16 protein-coding genes (1 of these 16 running past the window's edge) are annotated in these 24,830 nt (G+C 60.7%); 5 read left to right on the top strand and 11 right to left on the bottom strand.

Translation table 11 applies throughout. The features are described from left to right. Positions 1-80: 80 nt before the first annotated feature. From BUB69_RS02495 to BUB69_RS02475, 5 genes are all read right to left on the bottom strand, one after another. Positions 81-2,960, bottom strand: a complete 2,880-nt coding sequence (locus BUB69_RS02495; protein ID WP_073162126.1) for a hypothetical protein — start codon at positions 2,958-2,960, stop codon at positions 81-83. Between the two features lie 105 nt (positions 2,961-3,065). Continuing rightward, positions 3,066-3,635, bottom strand: coding sequence for a hypothetical protein (locus tag BUB69_RS02490; RefSeq protein WP_073162125.1), 570 nt, complete (start codon positions 3,633-3,635; stop codon positions 3,066-3,068). An 11-nt stretch (positions 3,636-3,646) separates the two neighbouring features. Continuing rightward, on the bottom strand, positions 3,647-4,660 hold the full coding sequence (locus BUB69_RS02485) for a papain-like cysteine protease family protein (protein WP_073162124.1): 1,014 nt from the start codon (positions 4,658-4,660) through the stop codon (positions 3,647-3,649). Next, positions 4,657-5,277 (bottom strand): hypothetical protein, encoded by a 621-nt coding sequence (locus BUB69_RS02480; protein ID WP_073162123.1) that lies wholly within the window; start codon positions 5,275-5,277, stop codon positions 4,657-4,659. Before BUB69_RS02480 ends, BUB69_RS02485 begins: the two co-directional genes overlap by 4 nt. A gap of 66 nt (positions 5,278-5,343) precedes the next feature. After that, positions 5,344-5,889, bottom strand: a complete 546-nt coding sequence (locus BUB69_RS02475; RefSeq protein ID WP_024687009.1) for a hypothetical protein — start codon at positions 5,887-5,889, stop codon at positions 5,344-5,346. Between the two features lie 281 nt (positions 5,890-6,170). Here BUB69_RS02475 and BUB69_RS02470 point away from each other — a divergent pair, with 281 nt between their 5' ends. The 4 genes from BUB69_RS02470 (at position 6,171) to BUB69_RS02455 (ending at position 11,475) form a co-directional block, all read left to right on the top strand. Then, positions 6,171-8,717 (top strand): ATP-binding protein, encoded by a 2,547-nt coding sequence (locus BUB69_RS02470; RefSeq protein ID WP_073162122.1) that lies wholly within the window; start codon positions 6,171-6,173, stop codon positions 8,715-8,717. Positions 8,718-8,822: 105 nt separating this feature from the next. Continuing rightward, a complete protein-coding gene (locus tag BUB69_RS02465; protein ID WP_073162121.1) occupies positions 8,823-9,398 on the top strand; it encodes a phage tail protein in 576 nt (191 codons plus the stop codon). A gap of 194 nt (positions 9,399-9,592) precedes the next feature. After that, positions 9,593-10,780 (top strand): MFS transporter, encoded by a 1,188-nt coding sequence (locus tag BUB69_RS02460; protein ID WP_084537025.1) that lies wholly within the window; start codon positions 9,593-9,595, stop codon positions 10,778-10,780. A 257-nt stretch (positions 10,781-11,037) separates the two neighbouring features. Next, entirely contained in the window at positions 11,038-11,475 is a 438-nt protein-coding gene (locus BUB69_RS02455) for a response regulator (RefSeq protein WP_073162120.1), read from the top strand. A gap of 132 nt (positions 11,476-11,607) precedes the next feature. Here the strand turns inward: BUB69_RS02455 and BUB69_RS02450 are convergent, their stop codons facing one another. The 3 genes from BUB69_RS02450 to BUB69_RS02440 all read right to left on the bottom strand — a co-directional run bounded on the left by BUB69_RS02450 (position 11,608) and on the right by BUB69_RS02440 (position 15,554). Continuing rightward, the gene (locus BUB69_RS02450; RefSeq protein WP_073162119.1) at positions 11,608-14,013 is read right to left on the bottom strand and encodes a TonB-dependent receptor; all 2,406 of its coding nucleotides are present in this window, start codon (positions 14,011-14,013) and stop codon (positions 11,608-11,610) included. Positions 14,014-14,082: 69 nt separating this feature from the next. Then, positions 14,083-15,048, bottom strand: coding sequence for a FecR domain-containing protein (locus tag BUB69_RS02445; RefSeq protein WP_073162118.1), 966 nt, complete (start codon positions 15,046-15,048; stop codon positions 14,083-14,085). Next, complete coding sequence (locus BUB69_RS02440) at positions 15,045-15,554, bottom strand: sigma-70 family RNA polymerase sigma factor (RefSeq protein WP_073162117.1); 510 nt, start codon at positions 15,552-15,554, stop codon at positions 15,045-15,047. The genes BUB69_RS02445 and BUB69_RS02440 overlap by 4 nt, the downstream gene beginning before the upstream one ends. Positions 15,555-15,853: 299 nt before the next feature. Here BUB69_RS02440 and BUB69_RS02435 point away from each other — a divergent pair, with 299 nt between their 5' ends. Then, positions 15,854-16,543 (top strand): helix-turn-helix transcriptional regulator, encoded by a 690-nt coding sequence (locus BUB69_RS02435; protein ID WP_084537024.1) that lies wholly within the window; start codon positions 15,854-15,856, stop codon positions 16,541-16,543. On the opposite strand, the gene BUB69_RS02430 is transcribed toward BUB69_RS02435, so the two are convergent. The 3 genes from BUB69_RS02430 to BUB69_RS02420 all read right to left on the bottom strand — a co-directional run. Beyond that, positions 16,518-18,527, bottom strand: coding sequence for a MacB family efflux pump subunit (locus BUB69_RS02430; RefSeq protein WP_073162115.1), 2,010 nt, complete (start codon positions 18,525-18,527; stop codon positions 16,518-16,520). The genes BUB69_RS02435 and BUB69_RS02430 overlap by 26 nt on opposite strands. Position 18,528: 1 nt before the next feature. After that, complete coding sequence (macA, locus tag BUB69_RS02425; RefSeq protein ID WP_073162114.1) at positions 18,529-19,680, bottom strand: macrolide transporter subunit MacA; 1,152 nt, start codon at positions 19,678-19,680, stop codon at positions 18,529-18,531. A 119-nt stretch (positions 19,681-19,799) separates the two neighbouring features. Beyond that, positions 19,800-24,830, bottom strand: partial view of a non-ribosomal peptide synthetase gene (locus BUB69_RS02420; protein ID WP_073162113.1) — the 3' portion only. Its footprint extends 12,726 nt past the window's final position; only the last 5,031 of its 17,757 coding nucleotides appear in the window; its start codon lies beyond the right edge, outside the window — the gene reads right to left on this strand; the stop codon is at positions 19,800-19,802.

Genomic DNA, 24,830 nt, shown 5'->3' with positions numbered 1-24,830 from the left:
GCGCCCGCCATCGGGCGGGTATTGGTTTAAAGGCGATGCCGTGTCTGTTTTCCTGCGGTTCTTCCCCGGCGGTGTCCGGTTCAATTCGGCATGACAAGCCCCGCAAGCTCTGTGCCCTGCTGCAGGTAGAGCATTGAAGTCGGCAAACGGACCGTCCAGTGCCGTGGCTTGGGCTGCTGCTCGGGCGGCAACGAGTCAGCGCCGAGCACTTCCTCCAGCAAGGTCAGGGTGCTTTCGGTCACCGGCGTACTCGAGGGATCACCGATCCAGCGCGCCGGGAACTGCCATTCGAACAGCAACCCGGTTTCACAACCTCGGTTCACGGGCAGCAGCACGTGGGCGCTCGATGCTTTCAAAAAGCGCAGAAACAGCCGTTCCGTCACCGAGGCGGTCGACGCTGCGGCCATCTTTTTGGGCTGCGCGGTGGTTTTCACGAAGGGCTGTGTGTCGTAGTACCAGCTCATGTCAGCCCAGCTGAACTGCGACTCAAGCGCCTGAGCGCTGTTCGCAGGCGTTGCCATCAGATTCAGGCACGCTTGAGCCAGGACATCCCGCTGGATCTCGGCGGTGCGTTCTGCGCATGCCACTTTCATGCGTTTGTCGAACTCGTCCTGATAGCGCTGCATGGCCGCCTGCCAGGCGGCGAGCAACCGGTAAAAGGTGCGTATTTGCCAGGCCGTCATCATCGGGTCTTTATCCTTGCCCGTTAACGCTGGCCGACTGCAGGTGATATCGACCGTCACGCTCATCAGCGGCGCCGATGACATCACGGTCAGCGGAATGGGTCCGGTCTTACCGGCGATGTTTGCCAATGGCACAGTACTGACCAGGGCTGTCGTGCGTGCGGGAGGCGTGATGGTGACGTTGCCGACTGCCGTCGCAGCACTGGCATCGGGCACCACCACAGTCATGGCTGCCGGTGCTGTCGGGGTGGGCGGTACGCCAGGTTTGACGTCCTCGCCTGCGACTGAACACACCAGGTTGTACTGAGTGTCTGCCAGCGCCATAGTGACCAGGCCAGAGGCTGCGGCGTAGCCATCGGGAATGCGCAGCATCGAGACATCGCCGAGCACCACACCACTGACCGTTGCCACGACTCGTATCGTTTCCAGCGGCGGAGGTTCAGCGTCGTTGATGCCATACATCGCGCAGAGCGCCTGATAGTTTTCCGGTTTGATCCGGTAATAGCCCAGACCGTGGGGTTCGGAAAAAGCCGGAATGGCATACGGCTTATTCAGTGGAATGTCGTCCTGCGCCGTGATGCTCTGAACCCAGGGCCTGGCAGGCTGGTTGATCACAAACCCCAGCACCAGACGCCGTCCTGCATCGGCCAGATGAACCTTCATCAGCTTGTCGACCCAGTGATAAATGCCGACCAATCGCTTGTCGCCAGCATTGTCGATCAGGTTGCTTTGCCGGCGTTCGCACAATTCCTGCCAGACCCTGCCGCGTTGGCGCGTAATGCGATCGCCCATGTGTCGAGCGGCCTTTTCAGTCAGTTGCTGTACTTGCCGCGAGGTATCGTCACCGGACCAGGACGCCCCGCCGCTGCTACCCGCCCAGGCACCGGACAGTATTTCATTAAGGTTTTCGTAGGTCGGTTTGACGTTGTTGAGATTGCGCACCAGGCCATCGGCCGCCATGACTTCCTGAAGCGCATCCGTGAGCTCGCTGCTGGCGGAGGTCTGGCGCAGATCATCGGTTTCCCCGCGGTGCTCATTGTCCTCACTGTCATAGTCTTCACGACGGGTCTGCAAGTGTTCCTGACGCTCCTGTCGCTCGTGAGGCATAACGTTGACCACTTCAGCCAGCTCACCCGGTTGATAGCCGATCAGGTGCTGACGGGCACGTTTGAGCGTGCCAGGCCCTAGAATCTGCCATTTATCAGAGGGAGGCGTTACCGGCGTCGCCGTTGCTGTTGCATTGTCTGCAGCACTGGCGGGCGCAAGGTTGGCTGGCGCAGAATTGGCCGGCACAGGGTTGGCCGTCGCATTCAACGTGCTGGTGGCAACAGCATCAGGTAGCGCAGGGTTGGCACTCAGCGCGCTGCGGCGCGCCTGCGGTGCCTCAAGGGCAGGCAGGTTTTGTTGCAGCAGCCCGAGAAAATGCCCGACCCTCAGAATATCGGCCAGTTGCGTGGCCAGCGCAGAACGGTCAGGCGTGCCGGTCAGGACCAGCACGAAAAGACTTTGCCACACCGATGCCTGGCTGGTGGCCCACTCGGTACTGCCCAGCAACGAGTCCACCGACTCGCCCAACAGGGTTTGTGCCTGTTGGGTGATCGCAGCCAGCGTCTGCGGACCTGGCAAGGTCGTGAGGAACTGTGTACGCAGCGTCGGGAAATCACAGATTGGCGCGGGCAGTGTCGTGATATCGCTGACAAATCCGCTAAATGTTTTGGCGGCAGCCTGTTTGGCAGCGGCGGCATCTGCACCGCTGCACTGACTGAGCGTCACGTAAAGCGGCAGGCTCTGCGGGCTATCCAGGCGTACGAAGCGCAGACGGGTATCCAGCGTCTCCTGTGGCGTTAACGGATGCAGCCAGATGAAGGGCGCAAGGTCCATGGCCTCATGGGGCTCATCAATGGACGGCACCGTGTTATCGCCAGGCTCATCGTCTGGCTTGGGTGTCAGCGACCATTCGCCAATCGGGGCGTTGAAAAACTTGTTGATCGACAGCGGCACATTGCACACCAAAGACAGATGACGACTGTCCGGGGTCAGCGTCAACGTTACCTCGATCGAGCCCAGTTGCTGGGTTATCTCAAGGACCATGGGGTATACAAGGCCAAGCTTGAACGGATGGTTTTCCTGAGTGCCGGCGTCGCGTATTTCGCCCTCGACGGACTTGCCGTCCTCAGACACCGTCCAGCGTATTTCCAGGCGTACACCATTGCGTGCGGTGATCGTCCAGTGACCTTTGTAGCCGCGTTGCACGCCCATGACTTGCGTGGCGCTCATGATGCACTCCCGCTCGTAACCGATATCAAATAGAACAGGGCTCAAGCCAGGCACCGACGTGCAAGGCTTGAGCCCCGTTGATGAGTCCACCCTCAACGCATTGGATCAGGCAGGCATATCGACTGGATGAGCATGAGGCTGCACGGCCTTAAGGAACTGGGCCGGCGTGTACTCTCGGGTTTGCAGGTAGCCAGGGGCTGGCTCCAGCGGAATGACGATGTCCTTGGTGCCGTTCGTGGGTTTGAGCCACAACGCGATGATGTAAAGCGGCGCAATGCGCAGGAGGTGACACGCGTACTCGCCTTTATGGGGAAGCGCTTCGGCAAACCGCACGGCTTTTTCAAACCCGCTGACGAAGGGGCCTTCGTTGACGAGGTGAAAGGCTGGGTTTTTGCCGGTCGCATCCGTTCTGACCTCGGCGGCGGCCACGCTCTTTGTGCCTTCTGCCACCAGATAGCGCGAGCCGCTGAGTGCGGCGGCTTCAAGACCTTTGCCGGCCAGAATATCGGCCGGGCTCAGGTCATAGATCTGGTGATGAACACCCACCCGAAGCTGCGTGAGATCGGCAGCTTGTACTGCATGCGGTGCGTGTTTGTAGTGATGCATGTGTTCCAGCGCGGCCCGGACAACTTTCTCGCCATCCAGCGGCCCTTTGATGAACTTGATCTTCGACATGGCTGCGGTCCTTAGTGGGTGGTGTAGCTGTGGGTCCAGGTGCCGCCGCCCTGGTAATGTGCGGCGAAGTCAGTCACGGCGATGACTGACACGCCAAACCAGGGGTCTGCTATCGAGAGGGTCGCAGGCGGCGCGGCTGGAGCAGGTGCTGGTGCTGGCGCAGGTGCGACCGGCGCTGACAACGCGGGGGCTGGAGCAGGAACGTTGGTGTTGTAACCAAAAATCGCTACAAAGTGGCCGCCGCCGGCGTTCCATCCGATCCGCGCACCCAGTGGATGTCCGGCATCAATCTCACCCATGATTTGGGCCAATGTGAACGCCTGTTGGTACCAATTGTTCAAGTGCCCGACCCAGCCGAGTGCCACGTTCAGATAGTAGGGCTGATTACACATCCCTGAACTGCCATTCACGCAGCAGTTACAACCCTCACCGAAGGCCTGATTGGCCAGAGCACATTGAGTAGCAGAATTGCTCGGGTCATAAAAAAGTGCGGTGCTGACCGAAACCGCCGCCCAGCACCAGTTGGTTTGTTGCTGTGGTTGCATGGCAAACGGCAGGGTCAGCGATGTCTGTGCAACCGCTGCATTCACTGGATCCGGGGCGTCCCAGTTCTGCTGATTGTCCAGCGCAGACGCTGCACTTTGACCGGAGACACCCGCATCGCCCCCCAGTCCATCATCAGGGGCTGCCGGCGTAATGGGGGTCACTGAATTGTTCTGCGGCGGCGGTGCCGATTGGGTTGTCGCCAGTACGCCGAACACCGGATCCACCGAAAAATGAATGATCGCGTTAGGGTCGGTCACGATCAGAATGGCCGTCTGGTCCTGCGCGCTGTTGAGCTGCGGCCCGGTAGCAGTAATCGCCAATACGCTCCAGGGGCTGGTTTCAGAGTCGGTGGGATGGCTAACGGACCCGCCGCCTCCGGGTACTGTGAGTTTGTTGATGGTTCCGGCACCGTCGGTGATCTTGTAGGTGACGATGGCGTCCGCATCCGAGACATTGTTGACGAGCGTTAAGTTTGTCATGCCTTTATCCTTTGGTTGTCGTTCGCTGAGCTGCCCTTCCCGTCTTTGCTGTGCGGCACCAGGCTTACTGTCGCAACACCGTCGTGGCCCGGGGACGAGCTGTCGATCAGCAGGTCGCTGGACCAGTCCTTGATTGCAATCCGCGCCGTGGTGATCCCGTTCATGATCGCCGCCACCTCGACACCTCTGAAGTTCAGCGTGCCGCTGCCCGACGTGTCGAGTGCTGACGTCAGCACAAACGGGCTGTGCAGGTACCGGGCTTCGATCAGCACCTTGCCTGAACACAGGTTATGCACGTCGATGTCACTGATCGTATCGCCAGGCTCGATATCAAGGTCGAAGCGCACGCTCCCCTCCTCAGCCAGCATGCGCGTCACCAGCCGCTTGGCCTTTGAGCAGATTCGGGTGCGAATCCGATAGGTCACGCGACTGACTGGATCGATAAACACAACACAGATGTCTATTTCGGCGTGGACTGGATCGGGTACCGAGAGCTCGGAACCCGATGCCAGCCAGACGTCCCAGATCAGATGTGCCCCGCGATAAAACCGCAATTGCACCGGGCAGCCACTTCTGTTGAGCACCTCAAGTGCAGTCGACTGAGCGTGTGGAGTCATAGAGAGGGTCCTGGCAGGATGAAGCCGCCGGGCTGACGTAGTGCCAGCCCGACAGCGCCAATCGGATCAGGCAGCGCTCAACGAGAAGTAACCGCCTTCCAGCACCGAGCCATTGACGGTTGCGGTAACGGTCGCATTCGGGTTGCTGGTCACCAGAGTCGAGGTCGTTACGCCTTCGATCACGGCATAAATGAAGAAGGTGTTGCTGATGTCCAGCGTCTGGTTCTCGGTGCTGCTGTCGACCACGACGCTTTGCAGGGGCTTACCGTCCTTGCGGATCGTGAAGGTCACCGGGTTGATGCAGGTTTTCTGAAAGGCCAGCTGGTCAGCCACCGAGCTTGGGAACTCCTGCACATCGAACTCGTAGGTGCCCTGCGCCGGAACCTGAAGCACTTGCGCCAGGAACCCCATGCTGCCGTTTACCGAAATAGGCGCCGACGTGTAGGTGTTGCCATCAATCAGCGTGGTCGCAACGACTTCATAAACGTCGTTGGTTGGCACAGTCATGCTTGCGCCAGGGGTAATGGCGGGCAGACGGGCAATGACTTGAGCGCCTTTCTTGATGACATACTGGGCGTCGTAGCTGGTGGTGTTACGCAATACAAGACTCATGAAAACTCCTTGGAGACAGGGTTAGCCACAAACCGACTGGTTTATGGTCGTTACTCGCTACCAGCTTCCAATACAAGACTGAGAACTGCTGGGTCGGTATTTCTAGGTGTATCCATAAAGGTCTCCATCCTGGAATGAGTCGCTGGAGTGTTGACCTGAAGGCAGAGCAACTTTCAGCTTTCGGCAGCACTTGCGTCCTTAAACGGCCTGAAATCTGCAGGCGTCACTCCTTAAATAATCTGAACCCTGTCCGCAGCCACGTTTTTGGGGAGACCATTGAAGTGAACTACCGCTTTGGACGATTTGAGGTCCGGCCTGCAGAGCGCTCGCTGTACATTGATGGGCAACTTACCGCGTTGGGCGCGCGTGCCTTTGACGTGCTGGTGACGCTGATCGAGCGTCGGGATCGGCTGGTCACCAAAAGCGAGCTGCTGGACCTGGTGTGGCCTAACCTGTTCGTCGAGGAGAACAACCTCCAGGTGCAGGTATCGACCTTGCGCAAACTGCTGGGGCCTCAGGTACTGGCTACCGTTGCCGGTCAGGGTTATCGCTTTGCAATGGCGCTTGATGAACACACTCCGCAGATCGCCCCGCCGCTGCCTGCCGTGCAAATCCTGAAGAGCATCCTGCCGCCGCCGCGCCGATTACTGGGCCGCGAGGACGAACTCGACGATCTGCTCGCGCTGCTGCGCGATTACGCGCTTGTCTCTATCGTGGGCGCGGCTGGCGTCGGCAAGACGCTGCTGGCGCTTGCGGCGTTGCACGCCCCGCAACGTGACCGCTCGAACGCCGACGTCTGGCTGGACTTATCCAGCGTCAGTGATCCCACGCAGCTGCCCGTCACGCTGGCTGACCGCATGGGCGTGTCTGTCGCTGACGACGATTCGTTTGCGGCGCTGATTGACGCGTTGCAGTTCAGGCAGATGCTGCTGGTACTGGACGGCGCTGAACATCTGCTTGAAGTCGTCGCCCGATTTGCCAGGCTGCTCAGCGTCAACGCACCCGGCGTGAAGCTGCTCATCACCAGCCAGGTCGCGTTGAAGATGGACAACGAACGCGTCATGCGCCTCGCGGGTTTATCGGTTCCTGAGGTGGGAGCCAGTGCCGGGCAAGCCAGGCGACACGGCTCGGTCATGCTGTTTGTCGATCAGGCGCAAGCGAGCGACCGAACCTTCAGCGTCACAGACCAGAACGTCGCCACAGTGATCTCTGTGTGTCGGCGTCTGGATGGCATTGCCCTGGCAATCAAACTGGCGGCCGCCCGCTTGCCGCTGCTGGGTCTGGACGGCGTCGAGTCACAGTTGGGCGAGCGTCTCAATCTGCTGAGCGGCGGCAGTCGCGGCAGCGATTATGGCGCTGATTCACGAAGCGCCACGCTTGTGGCATCGCTTAGCTGGAGCCATAGCCTGCTGTCACCCGCAGAGCAATCGCTGTTTCGCCGCTGCTCAGTGTTCGTCGGTGGCTTCACGCTGGAGCTGGCCTGCGCCGTCTGTGACGAGTCCACGGTTGAAAAGTGGGATGTGATCAACGCCCTTGAGAGTCTGGTCGATCGTTCTCTGATCGTTGTGGCGGAAGGCGACGCGCATCGTTTTCGTTTGTCGGAATACGCGTACGAGTACGGCAGAGTGATGCTTGAAGCCGCAGGCGAAATCGCCACGGTGCACAACCGCCATGCGCTGGCCTGTGCAGCGCTGATGGACCGTGCGTACGAGGCTTACTGGCATGAGGCCGATCGACCCTGGCTTCAGGCATGGAGGGCCGAACTGGACAACATGCGTGCCGCGCTGGACTGGAGTCTGCTGCACCGCCCCGACCTGGCCGTGAGACTGATGGGAGCCGTAAGCCCGCTGTTCATGCTGCTGGACATGACGACTGAAGGCAGGACTCGCTGCCAGTCTATCGAACCCACCGCCTTGAGCTTGATAGAGGCCGCGCTTCACGCTGACTCCACGGAGCTGGAAATACTCCTGGCCAGGTACTGGCTGGCCAGAGCGTGGTTACACATCGGCGTTTCGCCTTTCTGGATGAGCCAGTATGCCTTGACCGCTGAGGTTCATTACCGGGCGACCGATCATCCCCAAGGCGTATTCCTGGCGCTGTGCTGTGCCGCACACAGTCAAGCATTGCCCGCCGCTCATGCGCGTCAGGTCCAGGATGAAATTACCGAGCGGGTGCAACCGCAGTGGCCGGCAAGAGTTCGCGCACAGCGATTGCTGGCTGAGGCCGGACTCTATCGCCAAAGTCACCAGTGGGCCGACGTCCGATTCCCTCTCGAATCGCTTCACTGGCTCGCCACCTCCGCAGAACTGGACAGCCTCGCAATGACCGCCATCAGAGGGTTGGCAGAACGCAATCTGGTGCTGGGGGATCACGAAACTGCGCTGCACGCTGGCCAGGCGCTGATCACCCGTCCGGGCGGGACTGAACGCGACGCCTGCCTGCAGGATCTGGCAATCATCGCCACCGCACAGATGTTTCTGGGACGCACAGACGACGCCCGCCGTGCGCTGAGCGACTTCATCGCCACCGCCATGCGGCAGGACTGGTCAGGGTTCGGTCTCTACGCTGACCTGCTGGCCTTGCTGGCCGCCAGTGAAGATCGCGCCTTCGACGCTGCGCGTCTGCTGGGGTTCGCAGACGCGGTTTGCGACCCGGCACACGCCCAGTGCCTTAGCGTCGCGCAGGTTCGTTCGCGAAGCAGTCAGATGATCGCGCAGCGACTGGACGCTTCGACGCTCAGGCGCCTGATGCCTGAAGGTGCACGCATGGATCGCGAGGCGGCCTGCGCCCTCGCACTGGCTGAATCTGAAGCAAGAAATCCTGTTTGAAGATTGATACCAATGCGCCATGATGCTCTGATGATGAACCTTCTGAAAGCCTGACAGGACTGTACCTGTCAGCCATCGCGCAAGCCGGTCTACAAGGATAAATGGATGAAACCCTACGACCTCTTCCCCGTGGGATCAGTGATCGCCTACGCAGGGCCTCTGGCCAATACCGATACTGCCGATGGCATCAATCTCGATCAGATTCGCGCCAACCTCGCTCAGGCAGGCTGGCTGTTCTGCGACGGCAGCCCTATGCCTCGCGACGCGTTTTGGGAGCTTTTCGGTGTTATCGGCACCGCCTACGGTTACCCGGATCAGACGGCGTTCTATCTTCCAGACCTGCGTGGCCGGTTCATTCGCGGCGTGGATGGCGGCAGCGGCCACGACCCGGAGCAGGGAAAACGCACAGCGACGGCGCCAGACGGCAAGACCGGGAATACCGGCAACCAGGTGGGCTCCTTGCAAGCGGATGCCTTTCAGGGACATGAGCACAATTACACAGCGGTGACTTTAGGTGAGCTCGTCGCCCAGCCCGGAGAAGGTGTTCCCGTCTACGTACCCAATACCGAGCCGACCCCTACCACCGATATGGACGAAGAAGATTCCGACGGCAAACCACGCACTGCTTCGGAAACACGCCCCGTCAATCTCTACCTTAATTACATCATTCGTTATCGCTGAGCTGTCAGTCCCGAAAGGCGCTCCATGGCAGCAAGTGGCAGGCCGGACGTTGACCGGACGACAGGCTGGTGCTCCGGATCAATCCTGATTTTTCCGGAACTCTCCCGGCAAACACGGTTCTAGAACCCCTTCGCCGATGCGCTGTGGGCATCGGCCGTTTTTCGTTGGGTAGCCTTTTTACATTGGAGCGACGCATGTCGATACAGCAACAACCTGGGCACGTCTTGCCCGCGCGCGCCGCTGGCAAGATGGAAGCGGCCATGGCCGTTGGCAGCTTCGCCATCGGTACGGGCGAATTTGCAATCATGGGGTTGATGCCTGACATCGCCAAAAATCTGCACCTGAGCGAGCCGCAGGTGGGGCATGCGATCAGCGCATACGCGCTTGGCGTCATGGTGGGTGCCCCGCTACTGACTATTTTGGGCGCAAAGCTGCTGCGCAAGCACATGCTGTTGCTGCTGATGGCGTTGTATGCACTGGGTAACGTGGCCACGGCCTTCACGCCGACTTTCGGCAGCCTGGTGGCCTTTCGTTTCATCAGTGGCCTGCCCCATGGCGCTTACTTCGGTATTGCCGCAGTCGTGGCGTCGAGCATGGTGCCTGACAACCAACGCGCCGGAGCCGTGGCGCGCGTCATGATGGGCCTGACTCTGGCGATGTTGCTGGGTAACCCGATTGCGACGTTTCTTGGTCAGTTTTTCGGCTGGCGCTCGGCATTCGCGCTGGTGGGGTTGATTGCCCTCTGCACGATCGCACTGGTATGGCACTTCGTACCTGATCGCCACGACGAGCCGCGCAGTGATCCACGCAAGGAGCTGGGTGCGTTCACCAAACCACAGGTCTGGATGGCGCTTGCCATCGGTGCCGTCGGCTTTGCCGGGATGTTCTGCGTGTTCAGCTATCTGGCACCTACCATGCTCGAAGTGACCCGCGTGTTACCACAGTGGATTCCCTTTGGCCTGGCGGCATTCGGTGTGGGCGGCATCATCGGCAACATTGCAGGCGGCAAGCTGTTCGACCGCATGCAGTTCAAGGCCGTTGGCGTGTTGTTGATCTGGTCAATGGCCGTCCTGCTGTTCTTCCCGTTCGCTGCAGGTTCTCTGTGGGGCGTATTGCTGGGCATCGCTCTGGTCGGCACGATGGTCGCACTGGCCGCGCCACTGCAGATTCGTCTGATGGATATTGCCCATGAAGCGCCTAGCCTGGCGGCGGCGTCCAACCACGCGGCCTTCAACCTGGCCAATGCGCTGGGGCCATGGTTTGGTGGTATGGCGATCAGCGCCGGCCTCGGCTGGACGAGCACCGGCTATATCGGAGCAATCTGTGCGCTGGCGGGGTTGGGCGTCTACCTGTTGGCGCGTCGTATGAAGGGCGGTCACTAGAAACCCGATGTGGGGCGGGAGGATCTTCCCGTCCCGCAGGACGCCAGAACACATTGCACCGATTGTCCCTCAGGATCGTCACCGCCTCCGGTAGGTCTGGGCGGACTACTTAAAGCGTCTGTCGGGCGTTAACGGTCCGATTTTCAGAAAAATATGAATTTTTCGCCCCCCGTTTTGCTCATATCAGCATGAGCAACGATTCAATCCAACGTTGCAGTGTTTTTGAATGCGAAACGGCAAGGCTGAGGGAACGAGAAATGGCTCAATCAGAGCAGTATGGGAAATCTGCGCAAGGTGAAGGCCTGGTGCTGGTCGTTGAAGACGAACAGACAATCCGCGACTTCGTCTGCGAAATCCTTGAAACCGATGTCGGGCTGCGCACCAAGGCTGTGGAAAACGCTGACGAGGCGATGAAATACCTCCAGCAACACACCGACAAGGTTGCGCTGCTGCTGACCGACGTGCGCATGCCGGGCAGCATGGATGGCATCGCACTGGCCAATGTCGTGGGCGCCCAGTGGTCGCATATCCCGGTCGTGGTGATGTCTGGCCACGGTACGCCGGGCAGTGACCAGTTAAAGGACGACGTATTGTTCATCGCCAAGCCCTGGACGATCACCCAACTGGTCAACGGCATCATGGACAGTCTGGGTGCAGAAGGTATCGCACAGGTTTCAATGGATGACCCGAGCTGAACGTCCTTGCACCTGAAACGCTTTGCGTGAACAACGTGCGATGCAGTCCGGACGGGGTGCATCGCACGTTGGCAAATCGATCCATTCGACGGTTTTCCCGTCAACTCGGCAAGCTGGCGTCAGCGCCTGCGATCAGAAGCCGATAGTCGCTGAGAACAGATAGGTCCTTGGCGTGGCCAGCGTCAAGCCGGGCTCACTGTCATCCGAGGCGCCAGCAGAACTCCAGTAACGCTTGTCCAGCACGTTCTCGACGTTGGCCCGCAGGGTTATGACCTTCTCATCGACCTTGAACGCATATCGGGCGCCCACGTCGAAACGCTCGGACGAATCGATTTCCTTGCTGTTGGCCTGGTCCAGGTACTGTGAACTGGTGTAGATGCCGCGCCCGGTCAGGGTGAGACCTTGAACCGTTGGCACATCCCACTCTGCCCCGACATTGACGTTGTATTTGGGTGTTGCCGGCGCACTGTTGCCATCGAAGGTGCCGCTGGTCGTGTTGGTCAGTTCGCTGTCGATGAACATGACGCCGCCCAACACGCGGAACCCTTTAAGTGGTTCGCCGAACAGGGTCAGCTCCACACCCGTGTTCTCGCGTTTGCCGTTGGGGCCGAAGACGCGGGATGCGGTATTGGTCTCGTAGGCGGGTTGCTTGATGCGAAACACACTGCCGGTAAAAGCGAACGAGCCCAGATCATATTTGGCACCGACTTCGACCTGACGGCTGACGAATGGCGGAAATATCTCGTCCTCGTTGATCGAGGTTGAAGGCGCGATCTTGCCTTGGCTCAGGCCTTCCATGTAGTTCGCGTATACCGACAGCGCGTCGGTCACCTTGTACAGAATGCCGCCGGACGGCGAGACCTTTTCCTCGTCGTAGGCCGTGTCGCCTTTGACGTTGTCACTCCAGTCATCGACCTTGACCCGCTGCCAGCGTGCACCCAGCGTGAGTAACAGACGATCATCGAAGAAGCCCAGTGTGTCGGACAGCGCCAGACCACTGAAGCGGTTTTCGGTGTACACCTTCGAATCGAGCCGGGTCGGATTGCCCGGCTTCGGGGTATCAACCGGGTCAAACAGGTTGCTGGGCGCCGCAGCGTATCGGGCACCGCCGTTTTCGAAGTCCATGTAGAAATAGCTGGCCGCCAGATTCACCTCGTGGCTGACCGGGCCGGTCTGGAACCAGTTGCGTACGCCCGCCGTGGCCGTGCGTACGTTTTCATCGCGGGTGAAGTCCCGTGGCTGGACGCTGAAGTCGCCTGCATCATTGGTGACTGAAACGGCGTGACGCAGGAAATCATGGTTGCTTTTGCGTGCCCCCACGGCGCCGTACAGCATCACCGAATCGTTGACGTCGTACTCGGCATTGACGGTGCCAAAGGTGTCCCGGGTGCGCGCCTTGCTCCAGGACTGCGCATAGTTGTCTCGTACGTCGTTGGCGTTAGGCACCTTGGCGTTGGCACCAATCTGTACACGCTCCTGGGGCGCATCGGTGTTGCGTTCGGTGTGACCGACGTCAGTCGACAGGCGCAGACGCTCGCCGCGGAAATCCAGGCCCAGCACAGCCATTTCCCGGTCAACGCTCTGGTGATCCCACGTGGTGTCACCCGACTGCTTGACGCCATTGAAGCGAATACCGAATTTATCCTCCTCACCAAACCGTCGACCGATGTCCACGGCACCACCGACTTGGCTGTCAGAGGCATAACTGCCGGTGAATTCCGTGATCGGCTTGTCAGCCGCGCGCTTGGGGACCACGTTGATGCCGCCGCCGACGCTGCCACGCGGTGAAATGCCGTTGACCAACTGGCTCGGGCCTTTGAGGATGTCCACCCGTTCGGCCATTTCCATGTCGATGGTATAGGTCGGCAAAATGCCGTACAGGCCGTTGTAGGAAACATCACTGTTGAACAGGCTCAAGCCACGAATGGTGAACTGCTCGTAGCGCCCGCCTGCCGGATTAGTTGCGCGTACCGAGGGGTCGCTGGCAATCAGGTCGCCGAGCGTGCGCGCTTGCTGATTTTTGACGGCTTGCTGGGTGTAGGTGGTCATGCTGAACGGCGTGTCCATGAAGTCCCGCGAACCGAGCAGACCTTGTGAACCACGACGCGCAACCTGGCCTCCGGCGTAGGCCTGACCCTCCGTGGACACCCCGTTGGCACCGAGAATCGAGGTCGGGGCCAATTCGAGGCTGCCGCTGGCGGGTGCTGGAATCAGTGTGTACGCCTGCTCCCCTACAGGCACCAGTTGCAGACCGGACCCCTGCAACAGACGCGCAAAGCCCTCCTCAACAGCAAAGTCTCCAGAAAGACCTGCGCTGATGCGCCCGTTTACCAGCGCGGGATCAACCGACAGATTGACGCCCGCGAGCCCGGCGAAACGGGTCAGCGCGGCGCTCAGGCTGCCAGCAGGTACTTCGTAGGCGCGACGGCCCGACGTCTCGGCCCAACTGTTCGAGATGAACAGCGGACTGGAACTGAGCGTCAGCAAAAGACTGAAGTGCAACAACGGACGTAAACGATAAGGAGGCACTGCGGACATGTCGGAAAGCTCTCGTCATTTTATTCACTTACCCGAAATGACCCGTGAGGCGAAAAAAAGGGACAGCGCTCACGCAGTATTTTTTGCAGTGCGTTTTTGTCGGGGTACCAGAGTGACCCAATAGCGGGTGCGCATGTGCACGTCCACCGGCAGACTGGCCGCCAGCAGCGAAAGAATCCGGTCGGTGTTGTCGAGCCGGAAGCTGCCGGTAACGCGCAACGATTCAAGCGCCGGCTCCCAGCGCAGCAGGCCAGGCCTATAGCGTCCCAGCTCACGCAGGAACTGCCCTAGCGGCTGGTTCTGCGCGGTCAGCACACCGTCGCGCCAGCCCGGCAGCATCGCGTCGAACGCGTTGATCTGCCCTGCCCCGCTGCGCTGCAGACTGACCTGCTGTTGCGCGTGCAGGTCCAGCGCCAGACCGTGCAGCGGCTGCACCTGAACCGTCCCGCTGACGACCGATACCTGGCAGTCGTTCTCGCCGAGACGCACACAGACCTCACCTCGGCTGACAGTGATGCGTCCGTATGGCGCTTCAATAGTCAGTGGTGTGCTGCCCGGCACCTTGAGCGCGATTTCGCCACGCACCAGTGTCACCCGGCGTGCGGCGAGGTCGACGTTCACCGCGCTGTCGGTGTTCAGTTGCAGGGTACTGCCATCGGCCAGCGACAGACGTGTGTGCTCACCGATGGCGGTGTGCAGATCGGCGCGCCAGACGTCCAGAGGCAATTGTCGACCCAGCAGCCAGGCGGCAGGTACCAGTGTCGCGACGCCGAGGGCTTTCTTGAGCAGGGCTCGCCTTGCCTTGTCGGGGCGATCCAGCGTGGCCATCGCCAGCGGGGTCGGCAGGCCGGAAAAACGCTGACGCAGTTGTTGCGCCTTCTGCCAGGCACGCTCATGGCTTGAGCAACTGTCGCGCCAGTGCTGAAGCCTGACATGATCTTCGTCGTTGGCCCCGCCGGACTCCAGCAGGGCAAGCCATTTGGCGGCACTGCGAGCGACTTCACGCGCCTCGCTGGAGGGTGCCTGACGAGTCACCAGTCCACCAGCAGGCAATGTTCGTAGGCCTGAGCCATGTAGCGTTTGATCGTGCGCTCAGAGACATGCAAACGCTCGGCGATTTCCCGATACCCCAGCCCTTCCAGCTGACTCAGGAGAAACGCGCGACGCACAGCGGCACTCAGACCGTCGAGCAGCTCATCCAGTGCCTGCAGGGTTTCCAACAGCAGCCAGCGGTGTTCGGGAGATGGGACGCTTTCTTCAGGCAACTGCGCCAACGCATCAAGGTAGGCCTGCTCCAGACTGCGACGCGTGTAGAAGTTGCTCAACAGGCGTTTGCCCACCGTCAGCAGGTACGCGCGAGGTTCGTGCAGGTCAGCGACTTGCTGCGAACTGGACAGCACGCGTACAAACGTATCCTGGCTCAGGTCCGCGGCATCCCAGGCATTGCCCATGCGTCGCCGTAACCAGGTTTCGAGCCAGCCATGGTGGTCGCGGTACAGGGCATGCAGAGTGAGCTGCGCTGACGTCGCTGCGTCGGTCATGTATCGAGGCCTTGCGCTATGAATGCGTCAAATGAGACTCATTCTAATTAGTGCGACATCCCGAGTCCATGGCCTTTTTCCAGAGGCGCGCCGCTGTAGCGGCGGGCTCAACCGGCCTGACCGCCTCAATAACGGCGGTAAATCCCCTTCTCTTTTTGCGTCAATAATTTTTTGCCGCTCTAAAACGTCATCTTTCGCAGGCAGCTTAGTTCAACTAGTCAAAAAAATTAGTTTATGTGACTGGAAATCGGTACTAGCGTCTTAGTGATGTCAGTAGTTCTAAATCATGGATGAGAAAGATGACCCCAACCTTACTTCCACAGATCGGAAAAGCCATCGCCAGCATTGGCAGCGGCCATTTTTCAAGCATGTTTCACGCGCTGATCAATTCTCAGCTCACCGTGGATGCCACACACCTCTACTTGCTGCCCCGACCCTGGCAATCACCGAAAGCGCCGGTCTCGACGGTGTTCAATGAAACCGTCACGTCCCCCAGGGCCGCCTCGCGCTTTACCGACTCCATCCAGCTGAACCCGGCGCAGGAGTCACCCAGTTACTGCTGCAAGATCACCGCCTTCCGGGGGCGTCCCTCCAGTGATTTCTCCATGGCCGAACGGCGCCGTCTTGAAGACATTTCGCCGCTGCTTTTTTCGATTCTCGAAAAACACGTCGATGCCTTGCAACTGGCCACGCTGGAAGCTGAATCGAAGAGGCCCGAAGGCGTCGAAGATCGTTTCCACGAGCGGCTGCGTGAAACCGGACTGGTGCTTTCCGAACGCGAAGTGCAGGTCTGCGTGGGACTGCTGACTGGCCAGACGGCTGTGGCACAGGCAAAGCGTCTGGCGCTCAAGGTCAGTACGATCAGCAGTTATCAGCGCCGCGCCGCCGTCAAGCTGGGGATCAGCGGACGCAACGCACTGATGCGCTGGATATACGCCTCGTCCGACGCCACCACACCGCGCCTCAATCCCGCGCAAGCGCTTCGATAGGGTCGAGCCTTGCCGCGTTGCGTGCGGGCACAAACCCAAACAGAACGCCGATCAGCGTGGAACAGGCAAACGCGGTGATCACCGACGCCATCGAAAAGACCATTTCCCACTGTTTGACGAACAGCGTGAACAGATAGCCGATGCCGTAGGACAGGCCGATGCCGATCACACCGCCGATCAGGCAGACCATGACGGCTTCCACCAGAAATTGCTGGCGGATATCCGATTGGCGCGCGCCCACCGCCATGCGAATACCGATTTCCCGTGTTCGCTCGGTGACGGACACCAACATGATATTCATCACGCCGATGCCGCCGACCACCAGGGAAATTACCGCGATCAACGACAACAGCAGGGTCAGCGAACGGCTGGTTTTCTGCACCGTCTGCATGACACTGTCCAGATTGTTGGTGAAAAAGTCCTTGGTGCCGTGACGCTGCAACATCAAGCGCTTGATTTCCTCTTCCACCGCCTTGCTGGGCATGCCGTCCTTGACCCGCACGCTGATGCTGTCCAGGTGGCGCTGGCCGAGCACACGGCCGGCAGCCGTTTCATATGGCATCCAGATATTGAGCGTGTTGCCGGCGATGAACAGGTTCTTGTGATCGCTGGTAACGCCGATCACGGTGCACGGCAGCTTGCCGATCAGGATCACTTTTCCGAGTGGATCGACGCCCGGACCGAACAGGCGCTGGGCGGTATTGTGATCCAGCACCACGACCTGCGCCTGACGTCGGGCGTCCTGATCGTTGAAGGTGATACCGGCCGCCAGCTGAATATTGCGCACCTTGAAATAAAGGCTGCTGACCCCGTTTAGCTGCGCATCGACGTCAATGTTTCGGTAACGAATCAGCATGCTGCGTCCGACCACGGGGGTGGCGCTGTCGATGTAATACAGCCGGTTGAGCGCTGTAACGTCGGAGGGCAACAGGGTTTCGATGGATTTGGCCCGGCTGTCGCCGAAGTTGCTGCCGGCATAGATGTCGATGGTGTTGCTGCCGATCGATTGAATATCCTTGAGCACGTAACGCTTGGCGCCCTCGCCGATGGCAGAGATCGACACCACCGAGGTAATGCCGATAATGATGCCGAGCATGGTCAGCAAGGTTCGCATGCGATGTGAAATCAGCGCGATCCAGGCCATGTTGAAGGCTTCGCGGAACAGGCCGAAGCTGGCGACCAGCCGTCTCCGGGCAGTCGCCGCTGGCTGCGCGGCGGGTGCAGTTTCGGTCGCTGGCTGCACGCGAGGCGCGGTGCGCTGGTCGCTGATGATCTCGCCGTCACTGACTTCGATGACCCGCTCGGCATTGGCCGCGACCTTGGGGTCATGGGTCACCAGAATGACGGTATGCCCCATCGCATGCAGTTCCAGCAGCGTGCGCATGACTTCCTTGCCACTGGTGGTGTCCAGTGCACCGGTCGGCTCGTCGGCAAGGATCACCTCCCCACCATTCATCAATGCCCTGGCGATGCTGACGCGCTGCTGCTGTCCGCCCGACATCTGACTGGGGCGGTGCTCCAGGTGCCCGCCCAGCCCCAGGCGCGTGAGCAGTTCCCGGGCGCGCTGATGGCGGCTGGCCTGCGAGGTGCCTGCGTACACTGCGGGAATCTCGGTATTGCGCACGGCATCCAGATGCGGCAGCAAGTGGTAACGCTGGAAAATAAAGCCGAAGTGGTCGCGTCGCAAAGCGGCCAGCGCGTCGTCATCCAGGTCGCGGGTTGGCTGACCCGCAACCCGGTAGATGCCGCTGCTGGCGTTATCCAGGCAGCCGAGTATGTTCATCAGCGTGGACTTGCCCGAGCCCGACGCGCCAATGATCGCTACCAGTTCACCGGCGTGGATCGCCAGATTGATCTGCTTGAGGACCATGACTTCACGGTCTCCCGCCATGAAGCTGCGGCTCACGTTTTCCAGTTGCAGCAACGGAGCGACTGTTGAAATCGAGGTTTCGTGCAGGTCGGCGACGTCTACTTTCTGGTTCATGTCAGGCCCCTGCCACGACCGACGCGGGATCGCCGATGACCACCTGATCCCCTTCGATCAGGCCGTCCTTGATTTCTACCTGCACGTTGTTGTTGATGCCAACCTCGACCTTACGCTCCTGGGCAAAGCCCTTGGCGTCCAGCACGCGCACGAACGATGAACCTTCGCGGGTGCGTGAACCCAGCGCGGCCACGGGCACCGTAAGCGCGTTTCGGGCCGTGCCCAGGACAATGCGCACCTGGGCGGTCATGGCAATACGCAGGCGGTGATCCTCATTGGGCACCTCGAACAGGGCGTTGTAGAACACCGCTGAGTTCTGCCGGGACGCTGAACTGCCGCTTTCGGTTTCCAGATAATCCTGCGGCGCGGGCTCGGTGCCGCGCAGCTTGGCGTAGTAGCGCTTGTCCTCACCCAGGATCGTAAAATAGACCTCCTGCCCCGGCGTGATATGGATGACGTCCGCTTCCGATATCTGAGCCTTGATGGTCATGGTGTCCAGATCGGCCAGCTTCAACAGCACCGGTGCCAGTTGCTGGGCGATGACGGTCTGGCCTTCCTGCGTCACGACACCGACCACGTCGCCGTCGATGGGCGCGATGATCCGCGTATAGCCCAGATTGACCTTGGCGGTATCGATCTGCACCTGAGCGCTTTTGATCTCGGCGTCCAGTGCGCGCACATTGGCCTGTTGCATGTCGTAATCGGACTCGGCACTTTCAAAGTCCTGACGAGATACCGACTGATCGGTCTGTAATTCCTTGTAGCGGTCATACAGACGCTTGGCCTGTTTCATCTTCGCCTGCGCAGACGCCCGCTGGGCCTTGAGTTTCTCTTCGTCCACTTGCGCCTGGCGCAACGTATTGCGCAGCACCAGCGGGTCGATTTCAGCCAGCCATTGCCCCTTTTTGACCTTGTCACCCAGTTTGACCTTGAGCGATTTCAGCTGCCCCGACACCTGAGCACCGACATCCACCTGCTTGATGCCTTCCAGCACACCCGTGGCGAGTACAGCATTTTCGATGTCATTACGTTCAGCCCTGGCGGTGATGTACGCGGGCGGTTTGGCCGGAGCCTCGACGGCATACAGCACGGCACCTGCCACCAGCACCAACGCGGTGATCAATCCCGTCTTGCGTAATTTCGACTTGTTCATAAAGGCCTGCTGATCCTTGAAGATCGCGCCTACTGTGTGAGGCGGCGACTGATTGTCCGTTTTGCGTACACGTGCCCCTGCGGCAGCTCGAAAGCCTGCCGCAGGGGTTTTTCAGGGTTTCATGCCAGCGGTTCCCGGACCCCGACGGCCTGTCTGTCGTACCACCAGGCCGCCAGGCTGTAGACGTCTGGCGTCTTGAGGATGCTGAAATGGTCGCCTGGACCGTTCCACAGCGTCAGTTGCGGCAACAGCTGTTGCCAGCCCTGGGTCATATCGGTGTGCTCAAGCTGATTGGCAGCCGCGTCCAGACCGGGGTCGGTCAACAGCACCAGACTGGCGGGGCCGACGTAGCTCTGCTCTGGCCGGTACAGGGTGCGCAAGGCACTGGAGAATGTGCGCACGATCCCGCTCAACGCCTGTGGCGTAACCCGCGACGACAGCAAACCGACGCGGACCATGGCCTCGCGAAGCTGGTGTAACTGGACGGCGTCCTCGGCATCGACGAAAGCGTGCGAATCAAGCCCCAGGTCCTTGCCGCTAGACAGTTGCAGCGCATTGATTAGCCGCTGCAGCGCCGCCGTAGCGGTATATGGCTTGCTGCACGTGGTCGTGTTGCCGGGTGCTTCGCTGTCGATCAGGGTCAGCGACAGCACTTCTCGACCCTGTGCCTGGAGCCTGCTCGCCATGGCGTGGGCTACCCAGCCACCGAACGAATGCCCCACCAGATGCAGAGGCCCCTGCGGATACAGGTTTTCGATTTCCTGAACGTAGCTTTTGGCGGCCGCCTCGACACGGCTGTGAGGCACGTAACGACCTTCCAGACCTCGCGCCTGCAACCCATAGATCGGCCAGTCCGGCCCGAAGGCTTCCGCCAGACCGATCAGGCTGGTGACACTGTCGCCAGCGCCCGGTACGCAGAACAGGGGTGCCCTCCCACGCTGTCCGCTCTGAATCGCCAGCAACGCCTTGTAGACGGGTAGCATGGCCGGTGTCTGATCGCTCAGTACACGGCTCAATGCCTGGCCCAACACCTGAACATGCGGTGCCTGCATCATGCTCATGTGATCGCCCGGCACACTGACGCAATGCAGCTGCGCGGCGGGCACAACCTCGGCCCAGCCATGGCTGGAGTCACGGGTTGAGTCTTGGCCGCTGGCCGCATTGCCTGGTGCATGCTCGCGTTGCTCGGCGCAAAACAGATGGACCGGCAGGTTAATCGGCTCCAGCCGGTAATGAGCCAGCGCATGGCCGTGGGCCAGTTCGCGCTCCAGATAGTGGCGCAGTTGTAGATCGCTCGCCTGCGCCAGCTCTGGATACAGCAGTTGCTCATCCCGACACAGTTGCAACAGTGACTCAAATACCGGCTTCTCGGGCTGTGCCTGCAACGCTTCCAGTCGCACCAGAGGCGCAACGCCTGCCTGGCCTTGCGCTCGCCAGTACGTCGAGCAATGCGCCAGCAACTCACGTTCAAGCAACTGCGGCCCTTGCCAGCGCGCCTTGCCCTGATCGGTCAGACGCGGCACGTAGCTGTCCAGCAGACCGACAAAGGCCACTGACGCGTCCATACCCACGAGTTGCGTGGCCACTTCATAAGCCAATACGCCACCAAATGACCAACCCGCCAGTCGGTAAGGCCCTTGAGGCTGCACGCTTTGAATCCGCTCGATCAGCCGTGCTGCCAGACCTTCCAGCGTGTTGAGTTGCGGTTGCCCCAAGCCAACGCCTGGCAGACCGTAGATCGCAAAATCGCCGTCCAGGTGCTGACTGAGTACCGGGAAGTAAGCGTCCAGCCCGGTGAAGTCGTGGATCAGGAACAGCGGCGTTGCACTGCTGCCCTCTCGCACCGTGACGACCTCAGGCATTTCAGCGGTTCCGACAGGCCGTCGTTCAAGCAGTCGGGCCAGTGCGGCGACGCTTGGATGCTGAAACAGCTCGGCAAGACTCAGCGACAGGCCGGATTTCTGGATCAGGCTGACCAGACGAATCGCCAGCAGCGAATGGCCTCCCAGTTCGAAGAAGCTGTCATGGCGGCCAACCCGCTCGACTTCCAACACCTCGGCCCAGCGTTCGGCCAGACGCTCTTCGAGCGGAGTTTCGGGTGCCTGATACGTGGCTGTCGCCAGCGAGTCTACGCTCGGCAGCGGCAACGCCTTGCGGTCCACCTTGCCGTTACGGGTCAGTGGCAACGCATCCAGCACGACATAAGCGGCAGGCACCATGTACTCCGGTAGACGCTCTGCCAGGTGCGCACGCAATGCCGTCGCGTCGAGCAACGCATCATGACGCGTAAAATACGCCACCAGCCGCAATCCGCCCTCTTCCAGGCGCTGAGCGACGACCACGGCTTCGGCGACGCCTGGGCACAGCGCCAGGTGTTGCTCGATTTCGCCCAGTTCGATGCGTACGCCGCGAATCTTCACCTGATGGTCGTTGCGGCCCAGATACTCCAGCGTGCCATCGGCCAACCAGCGAACCAGATCGCCCGAGCGATACATCCGTGCGTCCGGCCGGTCGCTGAACGGGTCATCCAGAAAGCGTTCGGCAGTCAGGTCCGCACGGTTCAGATAACCCCGTGCAACCGCGTCGCCGCCAATGTACAGCTCGCCCGGAACACCCAGCGGCACCGGCCGGCAACGGGCATCCAGCACGTAAAGCCGTGCATGGCGCACCGGTTTACCGATGTGCAGCACACGGCCGGCAAACATCTCGCCCGAACTCGCCACCACTGTGGTTTCGGTCGGACCGTAGTTGTTGATCACCGCAAAGCCCGGATCGCGCTGGAAGTGACGTAGACGGTCACCGCCGATCAACAGCGTGCGCAACGTCGGATGACGCAGCTCGCGGCTGAAGGCATATTCGGCGACCGGCGTCGGCAGAAAGGCAACCTGCAGCGGTTGAGCCAGCCACCAGTCGAGCAATGCATCCAGTTGTTCATTGCCGATGTCAGCAGGCGGCACGTGCAGGGTCGCCCCGGCGCACAACGCAGGCCAGACTTCCCAGGCCATGGCATCGAACCCGAAGCCGGCAACGCTGGCAGTGTGACTGCCGGCGTGCAGGTCGAAGGCCTCGCAATGCCAGTCCACCAGTTTGTTGAGGGCCAGGTGCTCAACCATCACGCCCTTGGGCAAGCCGGTGGAGCCCGAGGTGTAGATCACGTAGGCCAGATGGGTGGTGGTCAGCTGCGTCACCTGCGGGTTGGCCTCACGCGTCGGCCAGTCTGCGCGGTCCATCGCAACCACCGGCACCGTCAGGCCCGGGAGCCGCTGCAGCAGATCGGCCTGGGTCAGCACCACTACCGGCGCGCTGTCTGCCAGCAGATAGTTGATGCGCTCGGCCGGGTGCGCCGGATCGACCGGCACATAACCGGCACCGGCCTTGAGCACGGCCAGCAGACCCACCAGCGTGTCCAGCCCGCGACGTGCGATAACCGCAACGCGGTCATCAGGACACACACCCAGTCCGATCAGGTGGTGTGCCAGGGCGTTGGCACGACGATTCAACTGGTCGTAGCTCAACCGTTCATCACCCACCTGCGCCGCAACCGCATCCGGGGCGACCGCCGCCTGACGCTCGATGCGCTGATGGATGGTGAGTTCGCTGGCCGGCTCGCTGCGCTGGGCATTGAAGCCTTCCAGCAACTCGGTACGTTCGGCGACGGGCAGAAGGTCCAGTGTTTCCAGCCCCGTCAGCGGTGACTGTGACAACGCATCAATGAGGGTTTCCACAGCGCAGACCATGTAAGCGCAGACGCGTCGTGCATCGATACCGGTCGCGGTAAGCGCTGTCAGGTCGAAACCCTCGCCCAGGTCATCCACGCTCAGGGTCAGCGAGTAATTGCTGCGTTCTTGCGCAGCGAGCAGCTCGATACCTTGCCAGGCCGTGCTCGCAGGAACGTCAGCGGTTTGAGGGGCCGCGCTGTGACGGTAGTTGAGCAAAGCGCTGAACAAGGGTGCGCCGGCTGGCAACGCACTGCAGCGTTGTGCGAGGGCCAGCGGTGCATGTTCGTGCCCCAGCAACCCACTGAGACGCCGATGAGTCTGAAGCACTGCATCCTGCGCCGACTGGCCAGCCAGATCGATGCGCAGTGGCAAGGTGTTGATGAACACACCCAGCGTGCGTTCTACACCTTCACCGCCCTGCAGCCGCCCGAGCAGAACCGTGCCGAATACCACCGTGTCACGACCGGACAATTGTCCGAGCACCTGCGCCCAGGCCAGGTGCATCAGGCTCGCAGCGCTGACACCCAGCAAACGCGCCTGATCGCGCACCTTGCGGCTCAGTTCAGCGTCCAGAGGCTGCCTGGCTTCCCCCGGCACCTGAGCGCCCGGCAACCCGCTCTGACCATAAGGCAGGGTCGGTTCGCTGAGGTCGCCCAACTGCTCGCGGAAGAACAGTTCATGGTTCTGATCGCCCTCTTCCTGCAACGTCTGGGCGATGTAATTTCGGTATGGCACGGGCGAAGGCAGGTCTGCTTCCTGATCGAGCAGCACGGCTTGCAGTTCGTGGCTCAACAGTTCCAGCGCCATGTGATCCATGATCAGGTGATGGAACAGCAGTACTGCAACAATCCGTCCGTTGGCCGGGTCATCCGCATGGACCAGGCGCAACAGCGGCGCCTTTTCAAGGCCCAGCGGTTCGGCCTGTGCGAGAGTGTCCAGCGCCACTTCGATCACCGGCAATACGGCCTGTCGCCAGACCACTTGAACCGGTGTTTCCAACCCTTCCCAGCACAAGGAGGTACGCAGCACATCGTTGCGGGCGATCACCCGCTGCAAGGCTGCGCAAAACGCGTTCAGACGCGCACGGTCGGCAAAGGCAAAACGGGCCTGTAACTGATAAGGATCGTCGCCGCCTGCGGATAAATGGTGATAGAAGATCCCGGCCTGCAGCGGCCCCAGCGGATAAATGTCCTGCACATTCGCCACGCCGCCCGGAACACGGGCGACGATGAGGTCGATGTCGGCCTGTTCCAGCGTGACCAGCGGCAACAGGTCTGGCGTGATGTGCGTGCAATCCACTTGAATCAGGTTGGCCGGTATCGGCGTCTGCTGACTGCTGCCGATTGCGCCGGCCAGTGCGGACAGCGTCGGTTGCGCAAACAGGGTGCGAATGTCCGCCTCGATGCCTTGGCGGCGCATCTGCGCGATCAG

Origin of the sequence: Pseudomonas asturiensis, assembly GCF_900143095.1 — a bacterium.
In the GTDB taxonomy this organism is placed as follows: Bacteria; Pseudomonadota; Gammaproteobacteria; order Pseudomonadales; family Pseudomonadaceae; genus Aquipseudomonas; species Aquipseudomonas asturiensis.
This window is presented reverse-complemented; position numbering and strand designations above follow the sequence as displayed.

Bases quoted from the DNA above. Each gene is read 5' to 3' on its own strand.
- macA (WP_073162114.1), bottom strand. From the start codon at position 19,680: ATGAACAAGTCGAAATTACGCAAGACGGGATTGATCACCGCGTTGGTG.
- BUB69_RS02465 (WP_073162121.1), top strand. From the start codon at position 8,823: ATGAAACCCTACGACCTCTTCCCCGTGGGATCAGTGATCGCCTACGCA.
- BUB69_RS02430 (WP_073162115.1), bottom strand. From the start codon at position 18,527: ATGAACCAGAAAGTAGACGTCGCCGACCTGCACGAAACCTCGATTTCA.
- BUB69_RS02485 (WP_073162124.1), bottom strand. From the start codon at position 4,660: ATGACAAACTTAACGCTCGTCAACAATGTCTCGGATGCGGACGCCATC.
- BUB69_RS02450 (WP_073162119.1), bottom strand. From the start codon at position 14,013: ATGTCCGCAGTGCCTCCTTATCGTTTACGTCCGTTGTTGCACTTCAGT.
- BUB69_RS02495 (WP_073162126.1), bottom strand. From the start codon at position 2,960: ATGAGCGCCACGCAAGTCATGGGCGTGCAACGCGGCTACAAAGGTCAC.
- BUB69_RS02475 (WP_024687009.1), bottom strand. From the start codon at position 5,889: ATGAGTCTTGTATTGCGTAACACCACCAGCTACGACGCCCAGTATGTC.
- BUB69_RS02490 (WP_073162125.1), bottom strand. From the start codon at position 3,635: ATGTCGAAGATCAAGTTCATCAAAGGGCCGCTGGATGGCGAGAAAGTT.
- BUB69_RS02435 (WP_084537024.1), top strand. From the start codon at position 15,854: ATGACCCCAACCTTACTTCCACAGATCGGAAAAGCCATCGCCAGCATT.
- BUB69_RS02480 (WP_073162123.1), bottom strand. From the start codon at position 5,277: ATGACTCCACACGCTCAGTCGACTGCACTTGAGGTGCTCAACAGAAGT.
- BUB69_RS02460 (WP_084537025.1), top strand. From the start codon at position 9,593: ATGTCGATACAGCAACAACCTGGGCACGTCTTGCCCGCGCGCGCCGCT.
- BUB69_RS02455 (WP_073162120.1), top strand. From the start codon at position 11,038: ATGGCTCAATCAGAGCAGTATGGGAAATCTGCGCAAGGTGAAGGCCTG.
- BUB69_RS02440 (WP_073162117.1), bottom strand. From the start codon at position 15,554: ATGACCGACGCAGCGACGTCAGCGCAGCTCACTCTGCATGCCCTGTAC.